The sequence below is a fragment of the Paenibacillus sp. FSL H3-0321 genome, assembly GCF_038002865.1.
GTDB lineage: Bacteria > Bacillota > Bacilli > Paenibacillales > Paenibacillaceae > Paenibacillus_AQ.
Genome location: NZ_JBBODH010000001.1, coordinates 7,638,523 through 7,660,864 on the forward strand (window position 1 = coordinate 7,638,523; position 22,342 = coordinate 7,660,864).

The 22,342-nt window shown below is 47.5% G+C and carries 21 protein-coding genes and 1 riboswitch; of the genes, 11 read left to right on the forward strand and 10 right to left on the reverse strand.

Going from position 1 to position 22,342, the window contains the following annotated elements; all coding sequences use genetic code 11:
* The first annotated feature begins 89 nt into the window (after positions 1 to 89).
* Entirely contained in the window at positions 90 to 1,157 is a 1,068-nt protein-coding gene (locus tag MHI45_RS33805) for a GNAT family N-acetyltransferase (RefSeq protein WP_341118674.1), read from the forward strand.
* Between the two features lie 116 nt (positions 1,158 to 1,273).
* Here the strand turns inward: MHI45_RS33805 and MHI45_RS33810 are convergent, their stop codons facing one another.
* Complete coding sequence (locus MHI45_RS33810) at positions 1,274 to 2,518, reverse strand: MFS transporter (RefSeq protein ID WP_341118676.1); 1,245 nt, start codon at positions 2,516 to 2,518, stop codon at positions 1,274 to 1,276.
* 195 nt (positions 2,519 to 2,713) lie between these two features.
* Between MHI45_RS33810 and MHI45_RS33815 the strand changes: the two genes are divergently transcribed.
* Positions 2,714 to 3,697, forward strand: a complete 984-nt coding sequence (locus tag MHI45_RS33815) for a diaminopimelate dehydrogenase (protein ID WP_341118677.1) — start codon at positions 2,714 to 2,716, stop codon at positions 3,695 to 3,697.
* A gap of 144 nt (positions 3,698 to 3,841) precedes the next feature.
* Here MHI45_RS33815 and gdhA read toward each other — a convergent pair whose 3' ends face one another.
* From gdhA to MHI45_RS33830, 3 genes are all read right to left on the reverse strand, one after another.
* Positions 3,842 to 5,215, reverse strand: a complete 1,374-nt coding sequence (gene gdhA / locus MHI45_RS33820; RefSeq protein WP_256718200.1) for an NADP-specific glutamate dehydrogenase — start codon at positions 5,213 to 5,215, stop codon at positions 3,842 to 3,844.
* Positions 5,216 to 5,633: 418 nt separating this feature from the next.
* The gene (locus MHI45_RS33825) at positions 5,634 to 6,686 is read right to left on the reverse strand and encodes a suppressor of fused domain protein (protein ID WP_341118678.1); all 1,053 of its coding nucleotides are present in this window, start codon (positions 6,684 to 6,686) and stop codon (positions 5,634 to 5,636) included.
* A 19-nt stretch (positions 6,687 to 6,705) separates the two neighbouring features.
* On the reverse strand, positions 6,706 to 7,626 hold the full coding sequence (locus MHI45_RS33830; RefSeq protein ID WP_341118679.1) for a phosphotransferase: 921 nt from the start codon (positions 7,624 to 7,626) through the stop codon (positions 6,706 to 6,708).
* Between the two features lie 229 nt (positions 7,627 to 7,855).
* Here MHI45_RS33830 and MHI45_RS33835 point away from each other — a divergent pair, with 229 nt between their 5' ends.
* Positions 7,856 to 8,809: an NADP-dependent oxidoreductase gene (locus tag MHI45_RS33835; RefSeq protein ID WP_341118680.1), complete on the forward strand. Its 954-nt coding sequence runs from the start codon at positions 7,856 to 7,858 to the stop codon at positions 8,807 to 8,809.
* A gap of 189 nt (positions 8,810 to 8,998) precedes the next feature.
* Here MHI45_RS33835 and MHI45_RS33840 read toward each other — a convergent pair whose 3' ends face one another.
* A complete protein-coding gene (locus MHI45_RS33840; protein WP_076112745.1) occupies positions 8,999 to 9,727 on the reverse strand; it encodes an SDR family oxidoreductase in 729 nt (242 codons plus the stop codon).
* A 142-nt stretch (positions 9,728 to 9,869) separates the two neighbouring features.
* Between MHI45_RS33840 and MHI45_RS33845 the strand changes: the two genes are divergently transcribed.
* A complete protein-coding gene (locus MHI45_RS33845) occupies positions 9,870 to 10,796 on the forward strand; it encodes an AraC family transcriptional regulator (protein WP_076112746.1) in 927 nt (308 codons plus the stop codon).
* A gap of 12 nt (positions 10,797 to 10,808) precedes the next feature.
* Here the strand turns inward: MHI45_RS33845 and MHI45_RS33850 are convergent, their stop codons facing one another.
* Positions 10,809 to 11,186, reverse strand: a complete 378-nt coding sequence (locus tag MHI45_RS33850) for a PilZ domain-containing protein (RefSeq protein ID WP_076112747.1) — start codon at positions 11,184 to 11,186, stop codon at positions 10,809 to 10,811.
* 185 nt (positions 11,187 to 11,371) lie between these two features.
* Positions 11,372 to 11,482: riboswitch (purine riboswitch) on the forward strand.
* A gap of 75 nt (positions 11,483 to 11,557) precedes the next feature.
* Here MHI45_RS33850 and MHI45_RS33855 point away from each other — a divergent pair.
* Positions 11,558 to 12,514, forward strand: a complete 957-nt coding sequence (locus MHI45_RS33855; protein ID WP_341118681.1) for an EamA family transporter — start codon at positions 11,558 to 11,560, stop codon at positions 12,512 to 12,514.
* Between the two features lie 160 nt (positions 12,515 to 12,674).
* Positions 12,675 to 13,229: a CueP family metal-binding protein gene (locus MHI45_RS33860; RefSeq protein ID WP_076112748.1), complete on the forward strand. Its 555-nt coding sequence runs from the start codon at positions 12,675 to 12,677 to the stop codon at positions 13,227 to 13,229.
* A gap of 97 nt (positions 13,230 to 13,326) precedes the next feature.
* Here MHI45_RS33860 and MHI45_RS33865 read toward each other — a convergent pair whose 3' ends face one another.
* Positions 13,327 to 13,689, reverse strand: a complete 363-nt coding sequence (locus MHI45_RS33865; protein ID WP_076112749.1) for a winged helix-turn-helix transcriptional regulator — start codon at positions 13,687 to 13,689, stop codon at positions 13,327 to 13,329.
* Between the two features lie 123 nt (positions 13,690 to 13,812).
* Here MHI45_RS33865 and MHI45_RS33870 point away from each other — a divergent pair, with 123 nt between their 5' ends.
* Positions 13,813 to 14,439, forward strand: coding sequence for a nitroreductase family protein (locus MHI45_RS33870; RefSeq protein WP_076112750.1), 627 nt, complete (start codon positions 13,813 to 13,815; stop codon positions 14,437 to 14,439).
* Between the two features lie 108 nt (positions 14,440 to 14,547).
* Positions 14,548 to 15,360, forward strand: coding sequence for a hypothetical protein (locus MHI45_RS33875; RefSeq protein WP_341118682.1), 813 nt, complete (start codon positions 14,548 to 14,550; stop codon positions 15,358 to 15,360).
* On the opposite strand, the gene MHI45_RS33880 is transcribed toward MHI45_RS33875, so the two are convergent.
* Entirely contained in the window at positions 15,346 to 15,858 is a 513-nt protein-coding gene (locus tag MHI45_RS33880; RefSeq protein ID WP_341118683.1) for a MepB family protein, read from the reverse strand. The genes MHI45_RS33875 and MHI45_RS33880 overlap by 15 nt on opposite strands.
* 45 nt (positions 15,859 to 15,903) lie before the next feature.
* Positions 15,904 to 16,299: a hypothetical protein gene (locus MHI45_RS33885; RefSeq protein WP_341118684.1), complete on the reverse strand. Its 396-nt coding sequence runs from the start codon at positions 16,297 to 16,299 to the stop codon at positions 15,904 to 15,906.
* 243 nt (positions 16,300 to 16,542) lie between these two features.
* Here MHI45_RS33885 and MHI45_RS33890 point away from each other — a divergent pair, with 243 nt between their 5' ends.
* The 3 genes from MHI45_RS33890 to MHI45_RS33900 all read left to right on the forward strand — a co-directional run bounded on the left by MHI45_RS33890 (position 16,543) and on the right by MHI45_RS33900 (position 20,098).
* On the forward strand, positions 16,543 to 17,154 hold the full coding sequence (locus tag MHI45_RS33890; protein WP_076112754.1) for a TetR/AcrR family transcriptional regulator: 612 nt from the start codon (positions 16,543 to 16,545) through the stop codon (positions 17,152 to 17,154).
* Positions 17,132 to 17,830 (forward strand): ABC transporter ATP-binding protein, encoded by a 699-nt coding sequence (locus MHI45_RS33895; RefSeq protein ID WP_076112755.1) that lies wholly within the window; start codon positions 17,132 to 17,134, stop codon positions 17,828 to 17,830. Before MHI45_RS33890 ends, MHI45_RS33895 begins: the two co-directional genes overlap by 23 nt.
* A 186-nt stretch (positions 17,831 to 18,016) precedes the next feature.
* Entirely contained in the window at positions 18,017 to 20,098 is a 2,082-nt protein-coding gene (locus MHI45_RS33900; protein WP_341118685.1) for an FtsX-like permease family protein, read from the forward strand.
* Between the two features lie 122 nt (positions 20,099 to 20,220).
* Here the strand turns inward: MHI45_RS33900 and MHI45_RS33905 are convergent, their stop codons facing one another.
* Complete coding sequence (locus tag MHI45_RS33905; RefSeq protein WP_076112757.1) at positions 20,221 to 22,284, reverse strand: methyl-accepting chemotaxis protein; 2,064 nt, start codon at positions 22,282 to 22,284, stop codon at positions 20,221 to 20,223.
* Positions 22,285 to 22,342: the final 58 nt, after the last annotated feature.

Sequence of the window (22,342 nt, forward strand, 5' to 3'; positions counted from 1 at the left end):
CAAACAATCCCTTGTAAAATATGGATGGGGGTCTGAAAATGAATATTATGTAATCATTGCAGTTGACAGCAGATCTGGAGGATTAACCTATGATTGTTTTGAACAAAGAGGAATATGGTAAGGTAAGGCATCTTGTGGAAAGTCGGAACGAGTTGTCCGTATTTTCGGTGCTGAACGGAGAAATGCCGGGCGAGGTAAAAGTGAATTCAGCGGAACATCCGGATGCCGTACTTATTGCGACGAGTGAGACTATTTTGCTTGCCGGCAATGCAGGCGACACCGATTTTAATAAAGAAATTACTGAAGAGCTGGATTTTTGGGATAACGTAACCCCCGATTCGGGCGAATGGCGAGACAAGATCCCAGCTATTCACCCCAATAGATTCATTAGAGAGTATACAAGGTATAAATACAGTCTCAGCAGCAGGGAGTTCATACAACCGGAATTGTCGCTTCCTGAAGGTTATGTCATGGAGCCCGTTAACCTGAAAGACCTGAAGCAACAAAATTACGGCAATGCAGACCGGATCTTGGAGTGGGCCCAAGCCTGGGGAAGTGAAGAACGGTTTGAGGAAGGTGGCTGCGGCTGTTATATCCGTAAGGAGAATCAAATTGTCAGCTGGTCCTTAAGTGACTGCTCCGCAGGAGATACCATCGCTGTAGGAATTCATACAGATGGTCCGTTTAGAAAGCTGGGATTGGCCAAGAAGGTTGTTGCCGGGGTCGTACAGCTTTGTTTTGACAAAGGGTATAGCAGGGTTGAATGGTTGTGCGTCTCATCCAATGCCGGCTCCCGGGCCATCGCGGAGGGACTTGGATTTAAGAAGGAGAACGAATACGCCTCCTTTTCCTCCTACCCGCCAATTGAGAACCAGAGAGACTTAAGTGAAGAGGGCTGGTATGATTGGGGGACTTATCTGGAGAGGGCGTCCAAGGAGGAGCCTAAGCTGGCTATGGATTGTCTGTATTGTTATATCAAAGCTAATGAAGTTGAAAAGACAATGACCTTCATTCGGGAACTCACTGCGAGTGGAGTGGAAATTACTCCGCAGCGGTTGGCCGACGATATTTCCTGGTTTCAAAAAGAGGGATTATGTTCGGCGTTCAACAGTCCGCAGTGGGCCGAGTTTACCGCAGGAATGCTGCTGAAAAAGTAAATGTGACATACAATTGTATAGGTAAACCCAAAGAAGCCGGGCTGAACGCGGCTTCTTTGGGTTGTTCTTACACGATGCTGGTTGTATTTCTTATGCTACGGCAATTCGTTTCTTGATTAGAACGCCGAGCCTACAGTTAGCTTGCTAACTCGTTTGCGGTATAGATGCAGCAGAGTATAGGAGAGGACAAAGGCGGCGGTAACCAGCCACAGCGGAATCCGCGGGTCCAGCTTGTAAGCCCATCCGCCGATAATGCCCGCAGGTGAGGTGAAGAGAAGAATCAGCACGGACAGCATGGAAAAGACCTTGGCGCGTTTATCATCGTCGATGGCATTCTGGACAGCGGTTTCCAGATAAGGCGAGCTGATCATTAATCCCACTGCCGACAGGATGGTACTTAGGCCGATCCAGAGCAGGCTGGATGACGGGTAGAGCACAAGCATAACACTTGATAAAGCGGACAACGCGAACCCCGCCATCATGGAGCGGTTCGCACCCTGCTCCGGAATTTTAGGCATAATCAGCCAGAGCGTCAGCAGCATAATGACGGAGGACACTGCCGGAAAGAGCGACAGAATGCCGTTGTCCAGCCGCAAATAGTCTGCCAGATAAAGAGACAGATATGTCGTCTTCAATGTGGCCTGGAAGTTGAACAGGATGTACACAGCGAAGATCAGCAACAGATTGCTGTCAGCCCACAGCTCGCGGAAAGCGCCACTGTACTCGATCAGGCTCTGCTTTAACCCAAGCTCGCGCGTCTTCTGTCTTTTTTGGAGCCCGGCTGCGGTTTCGCGGGTGGTCAGATGACGGCCGACAAACTGGAACGTCATCAGGACAAAAGCGAGTATGTACATAATCCTTACACCTTGCACCATTCCGTACTGGGCGACGAGCAGACCGCCGAGCGGTGCGAACAGACCACCGATGACACTGATGATCTGCAGCAGTGTGAACACGTAGGTACGGTCGGCTGGCCGGGTATCTTCAACAATCAGGCAGTAGAAAGCAACATGCGGCACACGCTGAAAACCGTTGATGAAGGCGGCGGCCACAAAAAACCACAGGTTCTGCGAGAACGCCCACAACAGCGTCGCCAAGCTCCAGCTAAGCAGGTCAAAATATAAAATCGCCCGCTTGCGGCCCAGCCGGTCAGTTAAATAGCCGCTGATAAAAGAAGACAAAACTTGAACGATAAGCCCAATTGTTGTGATCCAGCCGATATTCATCTCCGTAACGCCAAGCTCGTACATATACAAGGTTGCGTAGGTAGAGAACATGCTGAACGGGATCAGGAAAAAAGGCTCGAATGCGAGACAGCCCCGGCTGTTCCCCTGCAGACGGGCGAATAACGGTCGTGCCATGATGGTTCCTCCGGATTGTTATAATTATTGGATTCAAGCTTTAATCGTATATGAATTTGCGGAAAAATAAAAGAAGGAAGTAAACGTATTATCCGATCCTAATTCTTGAAAAATGTTTACATTTCATGTGATGTATATATACTTGTAATTAAAGTTATTAAATTACCCGGAATTATCCGGCAGGGGAGGATCATCATGAGCAGCAACATTAGAGTAGGTATCGTAGGATACGGCAATCTGGGAAGAGGGGTACAGCAGGCGATTCAACAAAATCCGGATATGGAGCTGGTCGCCATCTTTACACGCCGGGATCCCGGCCCGTTGGCGGAGGAAACTGGTGTCCTGACAGAACGCCTTTCCGATGTTGAACAGTACATAGGCCGAATCGATGTAATGATTTTATGCGGAGGATCGGCGACGGATCTGCCGGATCAGACGCCGCAGCTGGTGAAGCTGTTTAATACGGTGGATAGCTTTGATACCCATGCCAAGATTCCGGATTTCTATGAAAAGGTAAACGCCGCTGCACAAGAGGGCGGAAAAGTCGGTGTGATTTCCACTGGTTGGGACCCTGGACTCTTCTCCATGAACCGCCTGTTGATGCAGGCTGTGCTGCCGGAAGGACAGGATTATACCTTCTGGGGTACCGGAGTCAGCCAGGGGCATTCCGATGCGATCCGCCGTGTGCCGGGCGTCAAGGCAGGAGTCCAGTACACTGTACCGGTGCAGGCAGTAATTGAACGTATTCGCTCCGGAGAGACGCCACAGCTGTCCACCCGCGAGAAGCACCGCCGCGACTGCTTCGTCGTAGCGCAAGAGGGGGCAGATCAGGAAGCCGTACGGCGTACCATTACAGACATGCCTGATTATTTTGCCGACTATGATACGACGGTGACGTTTATTACAGAACAAGAGCTTGCCGCAGAACATTCCGGCATGCCGCATGGCGGATTTGTTATCCGCAGCGCGGTCACGGGCAACGGCAGCAAACAAATTGCTGAATTCGGTCTGAAGCTCGACAGCAATCCCGAGTTTACGGCCAGCGTACTTATAGCTTATGCCAGAGCCGCTTACCGGTTTAGCAATGAAGGGGCAGTTGGGGCGAAGACGGTATTCGATATTCCGCTGGGCTATCTTTCCCCGAAAGCTGCGGAAGTCCTGCGCCGCGAATTGCTGTAACAACAGCACAGACAGATCAGACGCGATGCACTCATAGGAGAGCTGAAAGTATCATAACAAAAAGACGTGCCGGGTTCCGGCACGTCTTTTTGTTAGCTGATTTTAAGAATGTTCTTTAAGCAGTAGCCGGTCAGCCTGTCAGTCTTAGACGACCCCTTGGGCCAGCATAGTGTCGGCTACCTTCAGGAAGCCGGCGATGTTGGCACCGGCCACCAAGTTGCCGGGCACTTCGTATTCATCTGCTGCCCGGACAGCGCTGCGGTAAATGTTCTTCATAATCTGCCTCAGCCGTTCATCTACCTCTTCAAAGGCCCAGGACAGCCGCATTCCGTTCTGGCTCATTTCCAGACCTGATACGGCTACACCGCCGGCATTGGCTGCCTTGGCCGGTGCGAACAGGATTCCATGCTCCAGAAAGTAATCAATGGCCGGCAGTGTAGAGGGCATGTTGGCGCCTTCTCCGACAGCCTTCACCCCACCTGCTACAAGCGTCCGCGCTGCCTCTTCATCCAGCTCGTTCTGGGTGGCGCAAGGCAAGGCAATCTGGCAAGGGATGGTCCAGATGGCTGTGCTGCCTTCCGTATATACCGCATGGGGATGCTCTTTGACATATTCGCTGATCCGCAGCCGGTCTTGCTCTTTTAATCGCTTGACAGTATCGACATTGATGCCTTTCGGATCATAGATGTACCCGGCGGAATCGCTGCAGGCGACAACGAGTGCACCAAGCTGCTGTGCTTTTTCCATGGCATAAATCGAAACGTTGCCTGAACCGGAAACGACGACGGATTGCCCATGGAAGTCCAGTCCTTGCGCAGCCAGCATTTCCTGCACGAAATAAACGAGACCGTAGCCTGTAGCTTCTTTTCTCGCCAGGCTTCCGCCGTATAACAAACCTTTGCCGGTAAGCACACCTGCTTCATGGCCCCCGCGGATCCGTTTATATTGCCCGAACATATAGCCGATCTCACGCGCGCCGACACCTATATCACCTGCGGGGATATCCGTATCCGGACCGATATGGCGGTACAGCTCAGTCATGAAGCTCTGGGCGAAGGCCATGATTTCCCGGTCCGACTTGCCCTTGGGATCGAAATCGGCACCGCCTTTGCCTCCCCCGATCGGCAGGCCGGTCAGAGCATTTTTGAATATCTGCTCGAAGCCCAGAAATTTGACAATGCCCGAATAGACGGATGGATGGAAACGGATGCCGCCTTTATAAGGTCCGATAGCACTGTTGAACTGGATCCGGTAGCCGCGGTTGACGCGGATCTGACCGGAGTCATCGCTCCAGGGAACACGGAAGGAAATGCTGCGTTCCGGCTCAACCAGCCGTTCCAGAATCGCATGCTCCATGTAATGGGGGTGGCGGGCCAGAACTGGTACTAGGCTATCCAAAATTTCTTTGACAGCCTGATGGAACTCGCGTTCCTGAGGATCGCGGCGTTTGACCTCTTCATAGATACGCCGTACATAACTTTCGGCCGAAGCTGAGGCTTCCGGTGTGAGGGTAGACACTTGATGAACACTCCTTGTCTGTATAGTGGATATGGTTAAACCCATCATTTACTAAGAATTTAAAAGAATTTTACTAAAACCTGACATCCTTTTGCCAATCAATTCTTTTTTGATAGCCTATCAATAATTTCTATGAAACTAACAAAAGGTGTTATATTTATGCAATGGATAGCTTTTATTCTGCGCCCGCCGCAGAATAAATATACGTATGATCCGGCAGGGAGAAGACGGTTACAGCGGGGGGGATGCGGGTGAAAGTGTAGTGATTATGCACTGCAATCCACCTATGCCGTAGAGCCAAAGGGCCAAGTGTAATTCTATTAAAGGGTGTTTGAGAGAAAAAGAAGCTTACTCCTGAAATAGAAGCCTTTCTCAAAACAGCATTAAAGCCTCTTAGCGCTTCAAATCTTTAAAGGGCTTATCCGATACTTTCAACGATATTTCCTTCACTGTCTTTGATATGGGTAGGTACGATACTCACAATGAGTTCCGGCCAAGCTGGAACCGCGAAAGTTCCGGCTACAGGGGTAAGCAGCCGGGCAATTGCTGTCGCCGCAGCAGGATCAAGCTTAATTGTGACTGAATCCTCCTGTTCCTGTACTTCTCTGGCCTCACCCGGCTCGAAGACGATCCGGGTCTCCGGGCCGGATAAGGTCAAGTTACGCTTTTTCAAGATTCTTCCCCGCAGCAATTTACCAACAACCTCAGCCTGCTTTGCGCCGATGGTCAATGTCTTGGAGATGCCCCCGGCAGGTGAAGGATTCCAGGACAACTGATCAACATAGAGAATTCCGGTATTTGAACCCTCCGTCTCACTGCCAATCCGAACGGCTTCAGAAACCGCAGGGAGGCTCAGCAGCGAATCTCTCAGCAGATTAGTTGTGTAGAGCGGTATATGCTCAGAGATTGCCGAAAGAACGCCAAGCGTATTCCAGACCTGCATAGCCAGCAGCTCTTCTTGCGTAATGCCGATCATTTGCAGAAACTCCACCCGCCCGTTAGGGGTCTCGATCTCCGGTAGCTGAGGATCGGCAATGAAGGAGAGGGCAGTCAGAAGCGTATCTGCTCCCTGACAAATAGGTCCATTCGCGTCCATGTAATCACCGGAACGGAAGATATTGCCGCTGCCAAACACATATCTCCCCATATTCTGAAGGAGATTCAATGCCCAGGCAGGGGGCTCATCTTCGTTGTCTGGTTTGGACAGCCGGAAGGTCAATTCAAATCCATAACCGCTGTAATCAGGATCACTGCTCTCTTTATCGTAAAGCTCTGAGAAGCCGTAGGTAACAAAATGCCAATGGGCTACAGGCTCTTTTACTTCATACACACTGATGCCATTCAGAGGGTCAGGGCCTCCCAGCATATACGGAATTATAGTTCCATAGTGTTTGGGCTCTTGGTCTCCATAGATGTTCTGTAAAGCTGCGTCTATAGCGTCCCAACCCGAGGTATTTTCTACTTCACTCATTTTCTGCAAACCTCCTTGTTTAATGTGGAAACAACTGTTTTTGCAACAACAGCCTTAATTCGTCTATGCTTGCTACACTATCTCTTGGTGTGTCAATTCTTTCGAAATAATCTTTCAAGATGAAACCACAGAAAAGATGAATAGAAAGGCCTTTAATTAGTGCATCCAGGAACAATTCCCGGTCTTCTTCACCGATATATTCCGCCACCAGCTCTTGATCGCACAAGAACAATTCAAATATGATTGCAGGCAGCTCGTAATAGGCTGGAGCCATGATGCAGTCTGCAAAGTCGATTAGCGTAACGGAGCGATCAGTACCAATGATCAGATTATCCCTCGTGATATCACCGTGTACCAAAACCACTTCATCATAATCCAAGTTCTCAGCGCTTCTTGCCAGCTCTTTGATGAGATTCGGATTCAACCCATCCATGCGGTTCATTCGGTTGTCTTGATTTCTGAGGTCAATGCGGGGCAGCAAGTTTTGCGCCGGCTGATGGAGTTTTCCAGAGATCTGTTTGATGTGATCTGCAAAATCTTTCTTCTCGGATGAAGAAGCTAATAAAAGTTCCTGAATGGAAAATGCGGCAGGTACATAATCCATAATAAGATAACGAAACAAATACTTGTCCATAAACTCACCGTGCCCGATGATCTTGGGGATGGAAATATTATGATTCATAGCAAATTTCATTACTGCCAGTTCAGTGGCGTAGTCTTGTTGCGTATCCATATTAGTTTGTATGGGGGCGTAGATTTTAATGATTAGCTCATTGGCTTTGAAGACTGCGTTGGTGCCTGGAGGAAGATTCTCTAAGGATTCTGCCAAAGGTAAACCTTCTTTACGGAAGATAGCATTGGCTAAAGGGAAAAAGGCCTCCCTCGATTGGAAAACGCTGCTCCAGGAATCCCACCCGTTCAAAGTATGTTCAAATAACAATAAATTCTCCTCCGAACCTTCAGATTTTAGTTGGCATAGAAGACTATACTCATTAGGATACACATTTTGTATCTATTTTCCAAAGGAATATTTCACTGTTAGCGGGTTATTGCCTATTTCTCCAAAACTACACTTTGATACATTATACGGATATACAACAAATTGTGGCAGAATCAGGTCTGGAGGCTAATCAATAAGGAACCTGGATTTGGTTCAGGAAGATATTCTCTTGAAGAGAGGCGTGATCCGAAGCATGAAGGCAGTTGTGATTGAACAATTTGGCGGACCTGAAGTATTGGTGGGCAAAGAAATTCCCAAGCCGGTGATTGAACCCAATCAGGTATTGATTCGGCTGAGGGCAACATCTGTAAATCCGGTGGATTTTAAAATTCGGCAAGGCGCTATGGGCTCTGCCACTGGTGATTTTCCATTAGTATTAGGCGGAGATGCCGCCGGTGTGGTCGTTGAGGTAGGCGAGAATGTGAGCCGGTTTAAGGCGGATGAACGTGTCTTCGCACGTCCGCGTGATTTCGGCACTTATGCCGAGTATATCGCGGTAGATGCGGATGTGGTGAGCAAGATGCCCAAAGCATTCAACTTTGAAGAAGCTGCAGCCGTGCCGCTGGCAGCGATGACAGCGTGGCAGGCGCTCGTTGACCACGGAAAGATTAAAGAAGGCGATAAGGTTCTAATTCACGCCGGTTCGGGCGGGGTCGGCACGTTTGCTATCCAGTTGGCCAAACATTTCGGAGCAGAAGTGGCCTCAACAGCCAGTTCCAGGAACAAGGAACTGCTGGAATCGCTCGGTGCCGATCGTTTTATTGATTATAAAGAAGAAGATTTTTCGAAGGTTCTCTCAGACTATGACCTCGTGCTGGACACGATGGGCGGGGATATTCAGCGTAAAAGCTTTGAGATCTTAAAACCCGGCGGCAGGCTGGTCTCTCTTGTTGAGATACCCGATGAGCAGTTGCAGGAGAAATACCAAGTCACCGGCGTTCAATTCATGATGGAGCCCAGCGGCAGTCAGCTGGAGAAGCTTGCAGAGCTTGCCGATCAAGGCAAACTGCGGGCGGTAATTGACAGTACCTTCTGGCTGAACGAAGAAGGAATCAGGCAGGCGCATGAAAAAAGTGAAACGCATCATGCAGCTGGTAAAATTGTCCTCCGTGCCGAGCAATAGGGGAAGGCTGCGGTATTGCCTAGCGGTGTGTTCAGCTATGGCAACTGCGGGCTGTGAACCTACGCAAGTACGTCGTACAAGCCGAAGACAGTCTAAACAACGAAGCAAGAGCCCGCGTCTGTCGCGGGCTCTTGCTTCGTTGTGTGTAAAGGCAGAGCAGCAATAGGCTGCTGATCAGCTGCAGATAGATTAGGAGGGACGGACAACAAGTTCATTAATAGCGGTATCGGCCGGTTGTTCGATGGCAAAAAGGATTGTCCGTGCAACAGCCTCGGCAGGGAGTGCCTGCTTCCGGTATTCCTTCATCAGCTCTTTCGCATACTCCTCCGAAATGCTATTGGCCAGCTCGGATTCAGTAACTCCTGGCGAGATTAACGTTGCCCGGATTCCGCTCACGTTTTCCAGCCGCAGTCCTTCCGTGATGGCCCGGACCGCAAATTTGGTGGCGCAATATACGGCCGCCGTGGGCGAAACCTCATAAGCGCCGATCGAGGCGATATTGATGAACTGGCCGCTGCCTTGCTCCTTCATAATAGGCAGGGCGGCGGCAATTCCATGGAGTACGCCGCGTATGTTCACGTCAATCATCTGGTTCCACTCCTCCAGCTTGAGACTCTCCAGAAGGGAAAGAGGCATGACGCCTGCATTGTTCACGACCACGTCAAGCCGTCCGAATTGCCGGCAGGTGAAGTCAACTACAGCCTGCATATCCTCCAGCTTGGTGACATCCGCCTGACGGAAGTATGCGGTGCAGCCTTCTGCTTCCAGTTCGGCAGCGATTGCTTCCAGCCGTCCGGTCCGCCGCGCTGCCATAACAACATGGGCGCCGCTTCGGGCCAGCAAGCGGGCGGTAGCTTCACCTATACCACTGCTTGCACCTGTAATAACTACGGTTTTTCCTGAGATATTCTTGTTCATTTCCGCTACACTCCTCATAGGGTTACTGGTGACTCTGCTTATCATTATGCGGGGAAGCAGAGTGCTGGAGGTATAGCGTTTGTCGTGGATTATTGCCTAATTCTCCAAGCTGGATTAGAGTAAAGAGAGAGGAGGGGTAAAGATGAACCAGACACAACCGGAAGAAGAACTGTCCTTAGAAGGGCAGGGGGAACTGGCTTCCTTGATTGAACGGCATACAAGAACCGATGGGAAGCACCTGAGCGCAATACCTTCGCTGCATTTATTCCGCGCTTCCTGCGAGCAGGAACCGCAGTTCGCGATCTATGAGCCGGCTCTTTGTATGATTGCCCAGGGAAGCAAATTGGTAATGTTGGCCAAGGAGAGCTACCGTTATGACCCGAGATCGTATTTGCTGGCATCCGTACATCTTCCTATCAAAGGCCAAATCCTGGAGGCGACGGCACTTCGGCCGTATCTGGGCCTACAGTTAAATTTTCAACCGGATCAAATTGTTGATATGCTGCAGATGCCGCGTTCTGGCGGGGAAGCCGGGAACCATTCCAGCCGGGGGCTGGCGGTGGGTTCCGTCAGCTCCTCTCTGCTGGACGCCGTCATTCGGCTGATCCGGTTGCTGGATAACCCGGAGGATATTGAAGGTCTGGCACCATTGATGATTCGGGAGATTTTGTATCGGGTCATGCAGGGGGAACAGGGAGCGTCTATCAAGTCTTTTGTTATCAGCGGCAGCCATGCCCAGCGAATCGCAGCCGTTATAGACCGGATTAACCGTGACTACAGGCAGCGGCTTCAAGTACATGATTTGGCCAAAATGGTCAACATGAGTGTATCTTCGCTCCACTATTATTTTAAAGAAGTTACTGCGATGAGTCCCTTGCAGTATCTGAAACAGGTCCGGTTGCAGGAAGCCCGGCGACTCCTGTTGTCAGAGACCGCAGAAGCCGCAGAGGCGGCATTTCAGGTGGGATACGAAAGCCCGTCGCAATTCAGCCGGGAATATGCCCGCCTCTTTGGGCAGCCGCCAATCAGGGATGTCAATCAGTTGCGGCATAGGTTGTCAAGGAGCTGACGCCGCAATCCTCTATTTGACAATGATTTTGCTTTGCCCGGCCAGCAGCCGGAGTTCACGCGGAAGCCGGTCGCGTTCATGTTCGGGGATGTCCAGCTGAACGCCGTAATAATGATTATCTGCTTCCTCACGGCCCCAGCGCAGCGTGCCCTCCAACTGCAATGGTTCTTCATGCAGCACGAGATTTAAGCTGATCCGGATTTGATTGCTGTCTACTCTAAGCGCAAGCGGCATCTTAAGACCACAACCTGAACGGCTGATGTCATACATGAGCGCCTGTACGGGTTTGGCGGGAGCGGGTATTCCATTTATGCTTACAATAAACAAGTTGAAGGAGACCGGCTCTTTAAAGGTGTATCGGAAAGGTTCTTTTCTGTGATTGATCTTCATCGGTACCTCCATAATTTTCCTGGCAATATCAGCATATATCTATCATCGTCAGGAAACGTCCTGTGATGAAGAGTAACACTTCAGTTCCATTGCTAGATAGGGGTTCCTAAGACAAAACCACAAATTTAAAGAAATTAGTGTTGACGTCTGCTCACTTGCCGTGTAACATATGAACAGTCGAAACACAGAAAACTACATACTGTTCTCGTATAACCTCGCAGCCATTTGCTACACACAGGGCGAGGGTTTCTACAGGAAGCCTATTCTTCCTAACTACGATGACAAGGATCAAATGATATGATCCTTGTCCCCGGAGTTGGGATTTTTTGTGTGCAGCGGCCGATTCAGAAGATTCAGGAGGATTAATAAACATGAAAGATTTGAAATACCTCATATCCGTCTTAGTGGGTGCCATGAGCTATGGTATCCTATCAACAATTGTTGTGCTGGCTTACGGAAAAGGATATCAGCTTGGGGAAGTGGTCGGTACACAGTTATTGACCGGCTGCATACTCGCTTGGCTGCTGGCAGTCTATACAAAAGTCAAAGAAAACCGCAAACAAAAGAGCCGCGGCATTCCAGCAACAGCAACGCAGCGTGTGTCAACAGCACTGACCTGGAAGCACAGACTGCTGCTCATGCTCGCCGGAGCTCCGACGGTGTTGACTGGTCTGCTGTATTATCAGTCGCTCCGTTATATTCCGGCATCGCTGGCGATCATCCTGTTGTTCCAGTTCACATGGATCAGCGTGCTGATTCAAGCTGTAAGCAAACGCCAGCGTCCCGATAAAATTACACTGCTGACTTTGCTGCTGCTGTTCGGAGGAACATTGCTGGCCGCGGGGATTTTGGATCAAGGTGCCGCCCATTTCAATATGTTGGGGCTCACTTTGGGCCTGCTGTCTGCGGTAAGCTATTCGATGTTCATTATATTCAGCGGCAAAGCCGTTCCTGCCGCACACCCGGCCTACCGGAGTGCCTGGATGATTACCGGCGGATTTGTATTATTATGTATTTTATTCCCGCCAACCTTCATCTTCAACGGTTTGCTGTGGGGACAATTACTGCTGTATGGTTTCCTGCTGGGTTTGTTCGGCGCTTTTATACCGCCTGTGCTGTTTGCAATCGGTGTTCCTCATATTGGAGGCGGAATGGCAGGGATTCTTGGTGCCGCCGAGCTGCCGGTTGCAGTTCTGCTGTCCTCATTTGTACTGCATGAGCATGTAAGCTGGCTGCAGTGGACTGGTGTTATTATAGTGCTGATCGGAGTTGTGCTTCCTGAACTGTATAAGCTGCGCTGGAAAAACACACGCGTAATAACGTCATAATCTTTTTGTTCCTTTGTCAAAGGCCGGTATCCACTCAGGATGAGTTGGACGACCGGCCTTCTTTGGTATTGTTACTCTTTTGCGAATATCATCTGTGCCACGCGCACAATTGTACGATCTCGGTTACAATAAAATAAACGGACAAGGAGATGAATTCAAGATGAACAAAAAAACGCTGGCGGCTGCTGGAGCAGTTGCTATCGCGCTGGGGACATACCTATTTGCGGGAAACACCGAAAAACAAAAACCTGAACATGACATAGCACCAAATATTAAACAAATGGTACTTGATTTCAGTACAGGCAACACAACGGCCCAATCGGCTTCCATCACTTCCGGGCAGCTTATCGTGACTGGTGCCGATTCAAAAGAAATCACCTACAATCTGCCTGAGGATGAGTTTTTTCTGTCCATTGCGCCTTACATAGATAAAACACACCCTTGCGCAATCCATAGCCTGACTGGCTGTCAGGGCGAAATGACGGATGAAGAGTTCAGTGTCGCGATTGAGGATTCAGAGGGGAACTCCGTAATGGACAAAACCACAATGAAATCACAAGACAATGGATTTATTGATCTGTGGCTGCCGCGGGACAAAACCTACCATATAACAGTAGAGCATGACGGGAAAACCGCGGAATCCGCCATCTCCACTTTTGAGAATGACGACACCTGTATTGCAACCATGCAATTAAAAGACAAACAGAGCTTGTAAGCCCCTTTGAGAAGGAAGATATTTAGCTCTAGGAATGATCGGGGGGGCTATCCGGCACAACTGGAAGGCCCCCGCCGATACACCACCTTATGTCCTGCTATTGAGGATTATTTTGGTGCGTGCAGTAAAATTGTCCGTCTCTCGCTATTTCCTTCAACACTGCATATTCATGGCCCCAGTCACACATTGTATTTAACACGGGCACAAATGATTGGCCCAACTCCGTTAGACTATATTCTACTTTTGGTGGAACCTCCTGAAAGATCTCTCTTTTTACAAGTCCGTCTTTTTCCAGCTGACGCAATTGATCGGTTAATACTTTTTGTGTGATTCCCGGAATGTACTCATAAAACTCCTTGGTTCTAACCGGATTTCGGCTCAAAAAGAAAAGAATTAAACACTTCCACTTTCCGCCCACAATATTCATAAATATATTTATCCCTGAATTATATTGGACCAAATCCCGTTCCTCCCCAATAGGCACTTAAAAGTGGGTAAACCACAATTTTGTGCGTTATTTTCCTGTGTAATCTTTACTACTATAATTTGAAAAGCAAGATAAATAAAGGTGGGAGTGAACAACATGAGTGTGAAAAATATTTTAGAGCATCGTAATTCAGTCCGGCATTATGATCCGGATTATAAAATCAGCCCGGAACTGCTGGCTTCATTCATTGAAAGTGCAAGCAAATCACCCAATGGAAATAATGTACAGGCTGTGCGGTACCTGATCATTGATGATCCTCAAATCCAAAAGTCACTATTGCCTATCGCCTTCAATCAGCAACAAGTGGCAGACGCTTCCGCTGTATTGGTGATGCTGGGGGATTATAAAGCGTTCCAGGACGATAACATTATTCAGATTCACGAGGAAGGGTTTCAAGCTGGTTATTTCGATGAATCATTAAGAGACTACCTGGCAAATGCGGCCATCGGATATTATGCCAGTAAATCAGACGAGGACCTCCGGATGGAATTAACCAGAGATGTAAGTCTTGCGGCTATGTCATTAGTGTTGCTGGTGAATGAAGCCGGACTGGACACGATTACAATGTCAGGTTATGATTCCAGGCAGCTAAAGGAAACTTTGAATATTTCCGAAAGATATCTGGATGTAATGCTTATTGCTATCGGTAAAGGGATTAAAGCAGGGCATCGGACGGTGAGACATGAGGTATCTAAAGTGATTTATAGAAATATACTGACTTAACTCAGACCGAATGGATATTTTGCAGATACTCTATACTCTATAATCTATTATGATTATGGTGAGAGCTCCCGCTAAAAGCGATGGAAAGGAAGTCATTAAGGAATTGTAATGAAAGGCAGTGAGGCTAAAATGGGGAGTTTGTATTTTGCCGACAGAGTAACTAAGAGGAATCCATATTCGGAAGATGGATTGTACGATGAAAGCTGGGTAGAGCTGTCTATTGATGAATGCGCCGAATACGAAATGTTCACGGGCAAAACAGAGATCTTCGGCTTCAAGCTGAGCAAGCACTGCAATGGATGGCAATTTCGGGCCATGGATTATATTGCTTATCATCATCTGTACCGGCGGAAGGTGATTATTACCGCATTGCCTAAGGATTACGAGGAAGCAAAGGCTGTGTATACAGGTCATAGCCCATTTGACAGATTCCTGCGTCCTTATGAACCTAAGGTTCTGGTCCACAGCACAACACCAGGCGCTTACCCGGCGATCTGCCGGGAAGGGGTCTTGAAATCCTGGCAGAAGGTCCAGGCGGCTAACGGTGTGAGGGAAACGGCTCCGATTGGCCTGACCCTTGGAGATCCCTCTGATTTTCAGGAGTTTGTAATGCTGGGCAGCGGAGTTGCGCCGGAAATTGTTGTGAGTTCAAGGCAAAAGGGCTTCGTCTGCATGGATAGCCTCTGCGAGTATACACCAGGGGGCAGATTTTATTTTGACGTAGAGCAGTTGGCAGCGGACGGGCTTTTGGTGAGGGATGGCTGTCACTACAAGGTGAAGGATGAACTGCCTATAAGTCACGCACTTTTCTGCGGGACGCTGCAAAATGTGGAGATGCGGGGGCAAGCGATCACCCCCGATTCCTTCGCGCAGGCTGCGGATCAGGTATTTAAGCGGCACATGGGATCAGTTGGAGTATAATCCTATTAATTTTTTGTTTTGTAATAAATCGCCCTTCTGAGCAATACTAAAATAGGGCAATTGCCAGCTTTGTGTAGCTATAGCTTGTTTGCTGGTGGGGGTATCCCAACTAGGGTAGACTCTAATGGCCATTTTTCCTTTTGCCTTTGTTGTTGTAAGGATATTATGTTTCACAAGAACATCTTTTGGAAAAACGAATTGTCCAAAGCGATTATTAGGTGCATCAAAAGTATTAATAACCAATAAGTCCGTGGCCTTTTCATATGAAAAGGCTTGGTTTTTATGATGATCATCTTTTTCCCATATGGCGACAAATTGTCCTGTTTTGGTTGGTGTTATTTTGGCAACTCTGAATCTGAGCGATTTAGAATTCAGCTGGAATATACCAGCTCCATAATCTGAATTTTGGGGTTCTTCCCGGACGGATTCTATCGTTAATTGATTAGGTTCATACAAAATTTCTTTTACATAGGATAGTGCCTCATAAAATCTATTCATTTTACAACTCCTCATTTTATTGCCTCACAGAATCCCCCACAAATACTAATCCCAGTCCATAAAAAATGTGGATTCCAACTGTCCATGTTCACACTCCGGGCAACTCAAATGAACAGGCACCAAATGTTCCAAGGGTGTAAGCCTCATGGTATCCTTGCATCTTTTACAAGTATAGATTGTTACAAACTGAGATGTGTCCGATCGCATGTTCATAAATAATTCATTTCGGACAGCATTACAGGATGGACAGACATATAAAGCATCATAAGCGTCGAAGGTCGTGGCAGGATCTTTTTGAAAATGTTCAATCTGTTGTTTGAGCGCAAGGTCTTTTACAAATGAGGCAATGGACTCCAAGCTGAAATAATAGAAACCAATTCCTATATAAATATCTTTAGTGTATGTACAGTGATCACAGGTCAGTTTGTAGCCTTGTCCCATTTTTTTCACCTCATGTAATTTAATGCGGATGTCAAATGCCTAGTATAAGTGATTTTAGCACAGTTTTTGGCCAGGAGGATGGACGGATTGATTATACTGTGATGTTCAACACAATACAGCGCTCATCCAGTCGTGGACAGACAAATGTACATTGACAAAAGCGACAGTGGTGTCATAAATTCAAAAAGCGACAGTCGTGTCACATTTCGATTTGAAGTTCTTTTAGCGAGTGGAGGAATGAGGATGGCCAAAAAATCAGTGGAAAAGAGACAATTGATTCTGAGTAAAGCACTAGAGTTATTCATTTGCAAAGGATTTCATGCTGTGACGATGAGCGATATTGTAGAGGAGTGCCAGATCAGCCGCGGTGGTTTGTACCGTTATTACAGCTCTACAGATGATATCTTCCGCGAACTGTTGCGTGCAAATGCCATACATACAGAAGAAATCTTTGAATCTATGATGGGGGCAGGCAAGCCCTATCGTGAAATCATGGAGCTATTTTTGTCCGGGCAAAGAATTGAGCTACGCCAGATTAATAACAGCATGATGACTGCAGCCTATGAGTTTTTCCTCTCACATAAAAGCAATTCAGACAGGGAGTTCTTAAGGCAGCAGTACATACAATCGGCGGCTTTTCTCAGCCGGCTGATCCAGTACGGCAATGAACGGAAAGAGACGGAGGTAGCTTCCCCGGATACAGTTGCCAATCAGCTGCTGATATTTTTAGAGGGCCTGAGGGTGCTGGGTTTATCCGTTGATCTTACAGATGAGTTTCTGGAGGAGCAGTTCAAGTGGTTTCAAAATAATTTGTTCGGAGGCCGTCCCCCTTATGAAAACAATCCTTACAGTTAACGAGGTAACGAAGCAATACAGGAATAATGAACTCGTTCTCAAAGCGATTTCACTGGAAATAGAGGAAGGTAGCTTCACGGTTATCATTGGGCCAAGCGGGTCAGGCAAATCCACCTTGCTCAACATCATGTCCGGATTACAAAAGCCGAGCAGCGGAAGTGTATTCTTCGGAGACAAAGACATTACACAATTCAGCGAACATGAGCTTGCTGATTTCCGCAGACTGGATATCGGTCAAATTTTCCAGCAATATTTGCTGCTCTCCCATCTCACGGCAGAAGAGAACATCAGAATTGGTGCGCCTGCAACGGGTGGAGCGTATTCCGTGCAAGAACTGGCGGAGATTCTGGATATCTCTGGTGTTTTGGACCAATATCCAGGCGAACTGTCGGGAGGCCAGCAACAGCGGGTAGCCATTGCCAGAGCTTTGATCAAGAAGCCGCGTATGCTGTTTTGCGATGAGGTTACCGGGGCTCTGGATGAAACAAACAGCAGGAAGGTTATTTCTTTGCTGCATCAGATTTGTGTTAAATATGGTGTAACTGTACTTTTCATCACCCACAATTACGAAATCGCGAGAACCGCAGATCGTGTGATTACGATTAAGGACGGATCGCTGATTAAAGATATTCATCACAAGAATCCTATCCCTGTGGAACAGATGAGCTGGGTATAGCTTGTGCAGACTGAAGGGGAATGGGGCGGGATTGGATTGCACTATTTAAATAAACAAATAGTTAGCCTGTTGAAGCAAAACCGTGCATATGGAGCAGTGCTGCTGTTGATTATTTTGTTAACCTCTTTTATGTATTTTTTCGTGCAATTTTCAGTTGACCGGAATGTAACGAATATGGAGTACTACTTGAGAAATCAGAAACAGGAAGATGTCAGATTCCAGTTCACCGGCACAGCAGACAAGAACAAGGTATTGAAGGGGTTAGAGAATCAACTGATTACCGAAGAACGCAGCATTAAGAAAGTGAAGAGTGAGAACAAGACTTATTTTCTGCTTAGCGAACCTCAGCGGCTGAATATACCCTATATCGTGAAGGGCAGGCTGCCGGAGCAAGCAGATGAAATTGCGGTCTTGCCGCAATTTCTGCAACAGAATAACCTGCAAGTTGGCGATTTATGGAGAATCGGAGAAGTAAGCTTTACGATTAGTGGTTCAATGTATTTGCCGGATTACTTATCGTTTATACCCTTTGGTGAGGTTCAGCAGAATGATACCGATGCTACGTTCGTTCTCGTCCTACCGAAAGTCTATGACAGACTAGAGGGGCAGGAGAGTCAATATTATGCCGGAGTCTTGCGAGAGGGCGTTGATCACCTATCAAAGGAAAGCCTGCTGGCAGAACCAGCTTTTTCATATTTAACATTGGCCTCTGAGATAGACAGCGATACAGAACTGCAAAAGGCGCTGGAATCAAATAATGGACTGGCGCAGTCTTTTTTGATTGTGCTCGGTTTAATATCTTTTTTCATCTTTTATATGTTTTTTAAACGATTCATGTCGCTGCACAAGCAAGATTTAGGCTGTTTAAAAGCACTTGGCTTTACCGGGAGGCAAATAACTTTTGTCCTGATAAGGTTCACCTTGGGAATTGCGGGTATAGGTTGCCTCTTGGGGATGGGGTTAGGGTATCTTGGATCCAACGTGCTCATGGGCATGCTGGAAAGCACTTATTCCTTCCCGTTTTTTGAACGGGGGATTCATTTCGGGTCAGCCGTTAAAGGCATCTTATTTCCAGCCGGGGGAGCAGTTCTTATAACGTGTTATGCAGCGGTTCCGTTTTTGAAGCAAGAAACCCATGCTTTGTTAAACATTTCAGCGCAACCGCGGCCGGTCAAGGGTGTCTTGCGGGCTGCCAACCGGTTAGTCAAACTATTACCGGAGAAGTGGCGGTTGCCGTTCCGTGTTGCACTGCGAAAATGGAATGCCTTAATCCTTAGTGCTTGTGCAATTCTGCTGACTACCTTGTTGTTCTTGCTAAGTTATTCCTTATATCAATCCAGCGGTACAGCCATGAATGCCCAAATGGCTGGCATCGATTATACCTATGACATTACCTATCCGGAATTTCAGCATGATGATGCGAATGCCAGATCCTCCCGGATGTATTATCTCCAGCAACCGGTGCAACTGAAGCAAAAGGAAGGCAGTATGGTCTCAGCGCAAATGCTGGGACTCGATAGCGGGGGGACGCTGTTCACGCTGCTCGATGCCAATAATAAGGGCCTCAGGATGGATAACCTGAAAGGAGTCATTGTCAGCCGCTCATTCAGCTGGTTGTATGGGATCAAGAAGGGGGCTACTCTCAACCTTATACTGGATCGGCAAAATGTGGCGGTTGTCGTTCAGTCGATCAGCCAAAACGGGGATACGGATACGATATATACATCCAAAGATAACCTCGCTGGTTGGATGAAGGTGGAGCGTTCACTGCATTCGGGCGAGTTAAGTAATGAAATGAATACTTCCGCCAACGTTAAAGTGGTAACTGCTGCGGATAAAAGAGCTGCGCTGGAAAGCAGCGCTGTCTCAAATCGTTCAAGTGCTGTCATTAATCAAATGATTGGCGTTGTAATTGGAGTTTTACTGTTATACCTGGTTCTCCTGCTTAATTTTCAGGACAGTACCCGGGATATGAGAATACTCCGGCTGCTCGGTTACAAATCTTCCGAAATCAGCCGTTTGCTGATTGACGTGTACAGACCGCTGCTGGTATTGCTCTATGTTATTACTCTTCCGTTTGCGGTGTTTATTACAGAACGGATTTTGCGGATTCTATCTCTTCAGACTGGCGATTATATGCCGTTTAACCTGAAAATATGGATGCTGATTCTTCCGCTGGCGCTCATTATGTTGCAATATATGCTGGTTATGCCGATATTCAAGGGTAAGCTGCGCAGAGAAAATAGTATTGATACGAATACCTATTGAAATTTTGGTGCTGCGGATCAAAGAGATAAATAAACACAAACAGCGCGCGCCGATGGAATATCGGTGCGCGCTGCCTGCTTAGCATGATTCTGTTATCGAGTTAACAGTGGATAACTTGAGCACTACTCGACCTGGAACTGGTTCAACTCATCCTGAAGTTTTTTGGACAAATGACTGAGTTGCTGGGATAGTTCAGCGACCTGTTCAATGCTGTCCAGTTGTTCCTGCGTACTTGCGCTAACCTCTTCCGTCGAAGCGGAATTCTCTTCTGTAGTGGAAGAGATGATTTCCAGTGCCTGGAGAATTTCATCTTTATGTTTATGGACTTTGGAAGTGTTGCTGCTGATCTGAATCATACGCAATTTCAAGGCCTCCAAATCCTTGTTAATGCTAAAGAATACCTGCTTCGTAGCCTCCACAGATTTTGCGTTTTCTTCAGCAATTTCAAGACCCTGTGCTGTGTATTTAACGGATGCAACAGTTTTTTCCTCGATTTCATGTACCTTTCTGCCAATCTCCTGTGTAGCCTGTGCGGTCTGCTCCGCCAGCTTGCGAACCTCTCCGGCAACAACGGCAAACCCGCGGCCTTGTTCTCCCGCACGAGCGGCTTCAATGGAAGCATTGAGCGCCAGCAGATTGGTTTGTGTGGCTATTTGATGTACTGTATCCACGATGCTTGAAATTTCATGGCGGCTTAGATCAATATCATGAATAGCAGACGATATCGACTGAGTGGAGTTGTGATTCTCTTCCGCCCACTTGGATAACTGATCCAATACACCCAACCCCAGCTCGCTTTGGTCGGCAGAAGCCTGCACCATCGTCTCTATGGCTATGGCATCACTGGCGATTTCGTCAATTTGGCCCGATAGGGATCCGGTTTTTTGCAATATCGTATCCGTTTCGATCGACTGATAGTTGGTCGCATTGGCAATCTCATTAATGGCCGTTGCTGTATCGTTCATAGTTATAGCCGTTCTGGAAGAAATGGATTGCAGATCCTTGGAAGACTGGTTCAATACCTCAGCGGAGGTGCCAACCATCTGGAGCATACCTTGAATTTTCTGGACCATGTTGAAGATTCCGTTTGAAATTTGGCCAATTTCGTTGTTGGAATGGGCATCAAACTGAACTGTCAAATCCCCGTTTTCCACCCGCTTGATCTTAGTAAGCAGTATGGGGATTGATCTGAGCAGGTAACGGAGCGTGATATAAGAAAATAGAACGAGCAGGATCGCAGCTGCAGTAAATCCGCCAATCGTAACCCAGGTGAACTTTTTTAATTCTGAGAGCACTTCACGCTCCGTAATGGTCAAACCTACGGACCATCCGGTATCTTTACTGATAGCATAGCCGATGTAACGGCTTTCTCCGTTGTCATCAATCAGTTGTACTCCGGATTCGCCAGCTATCATTTTCTTGCCGATCGCTCCAAGATCTCCAGGGAACTCATTAATCTTTTCCTTGGATACCTTAGTCTGATCAGGGTGATACAGAATATCACCTGTTTTGGAGGCGAGTATGGAATAACCGGTGCTGCCGAGCTTATAGCTTTCCATAATGGCAGGGATGTCTTTAGATGCTATATCAACCGCCGCAAAACCGATTAACGCATTGTTGTCATCCTTAATCGGATAAAAGATACCCATCAGCATATCGCCCGAAGTGATGTCAATATAAGGATCGGAATAGTACAGCCCGTCTGCTGCGACTGCCGGTTTGTAATACGGCCGTTCTTTAATATTAAAAGTTCCATCAGATGCATTACCATCGTTCAAGAGGTAAAAGCCTTTGCCGTCAATACTTGCAATCCAAGCATCTGCAAAAGAGGGCTCTGCTTTTACAATGGCAGCCAGAGTCTTCACTACTTCATCAGCAGACGGAGAAGTTTTAGCCATTTCCGGAGATTCAGTGGTTTCAATGTATTGTTTAAAAATATCATTCGTTGACATTTGTTTAACAAGTGAACCCTTTTCCTTAAATAGAGCATCGAATTGACTTACGAGTGCCTGTGTCTTGGTCTGCAGCATGGATTCTTGTTGTTTCACAAGTATGCTTCGAGTGCTGGAAAACATATATGTTCCCAAGATCGAGAAGACGACAACAATAATAACTAAAAGTACAATGGACAAAGTATTTGCTATGCTTGGTGAGCCGAATCGCCATTTCTTTATTTGCTGCAACATATTACCATCTCCCCCGAATCTTTTCTAAGCTAAAAGCTCATAAGAATATGTCGGAAGA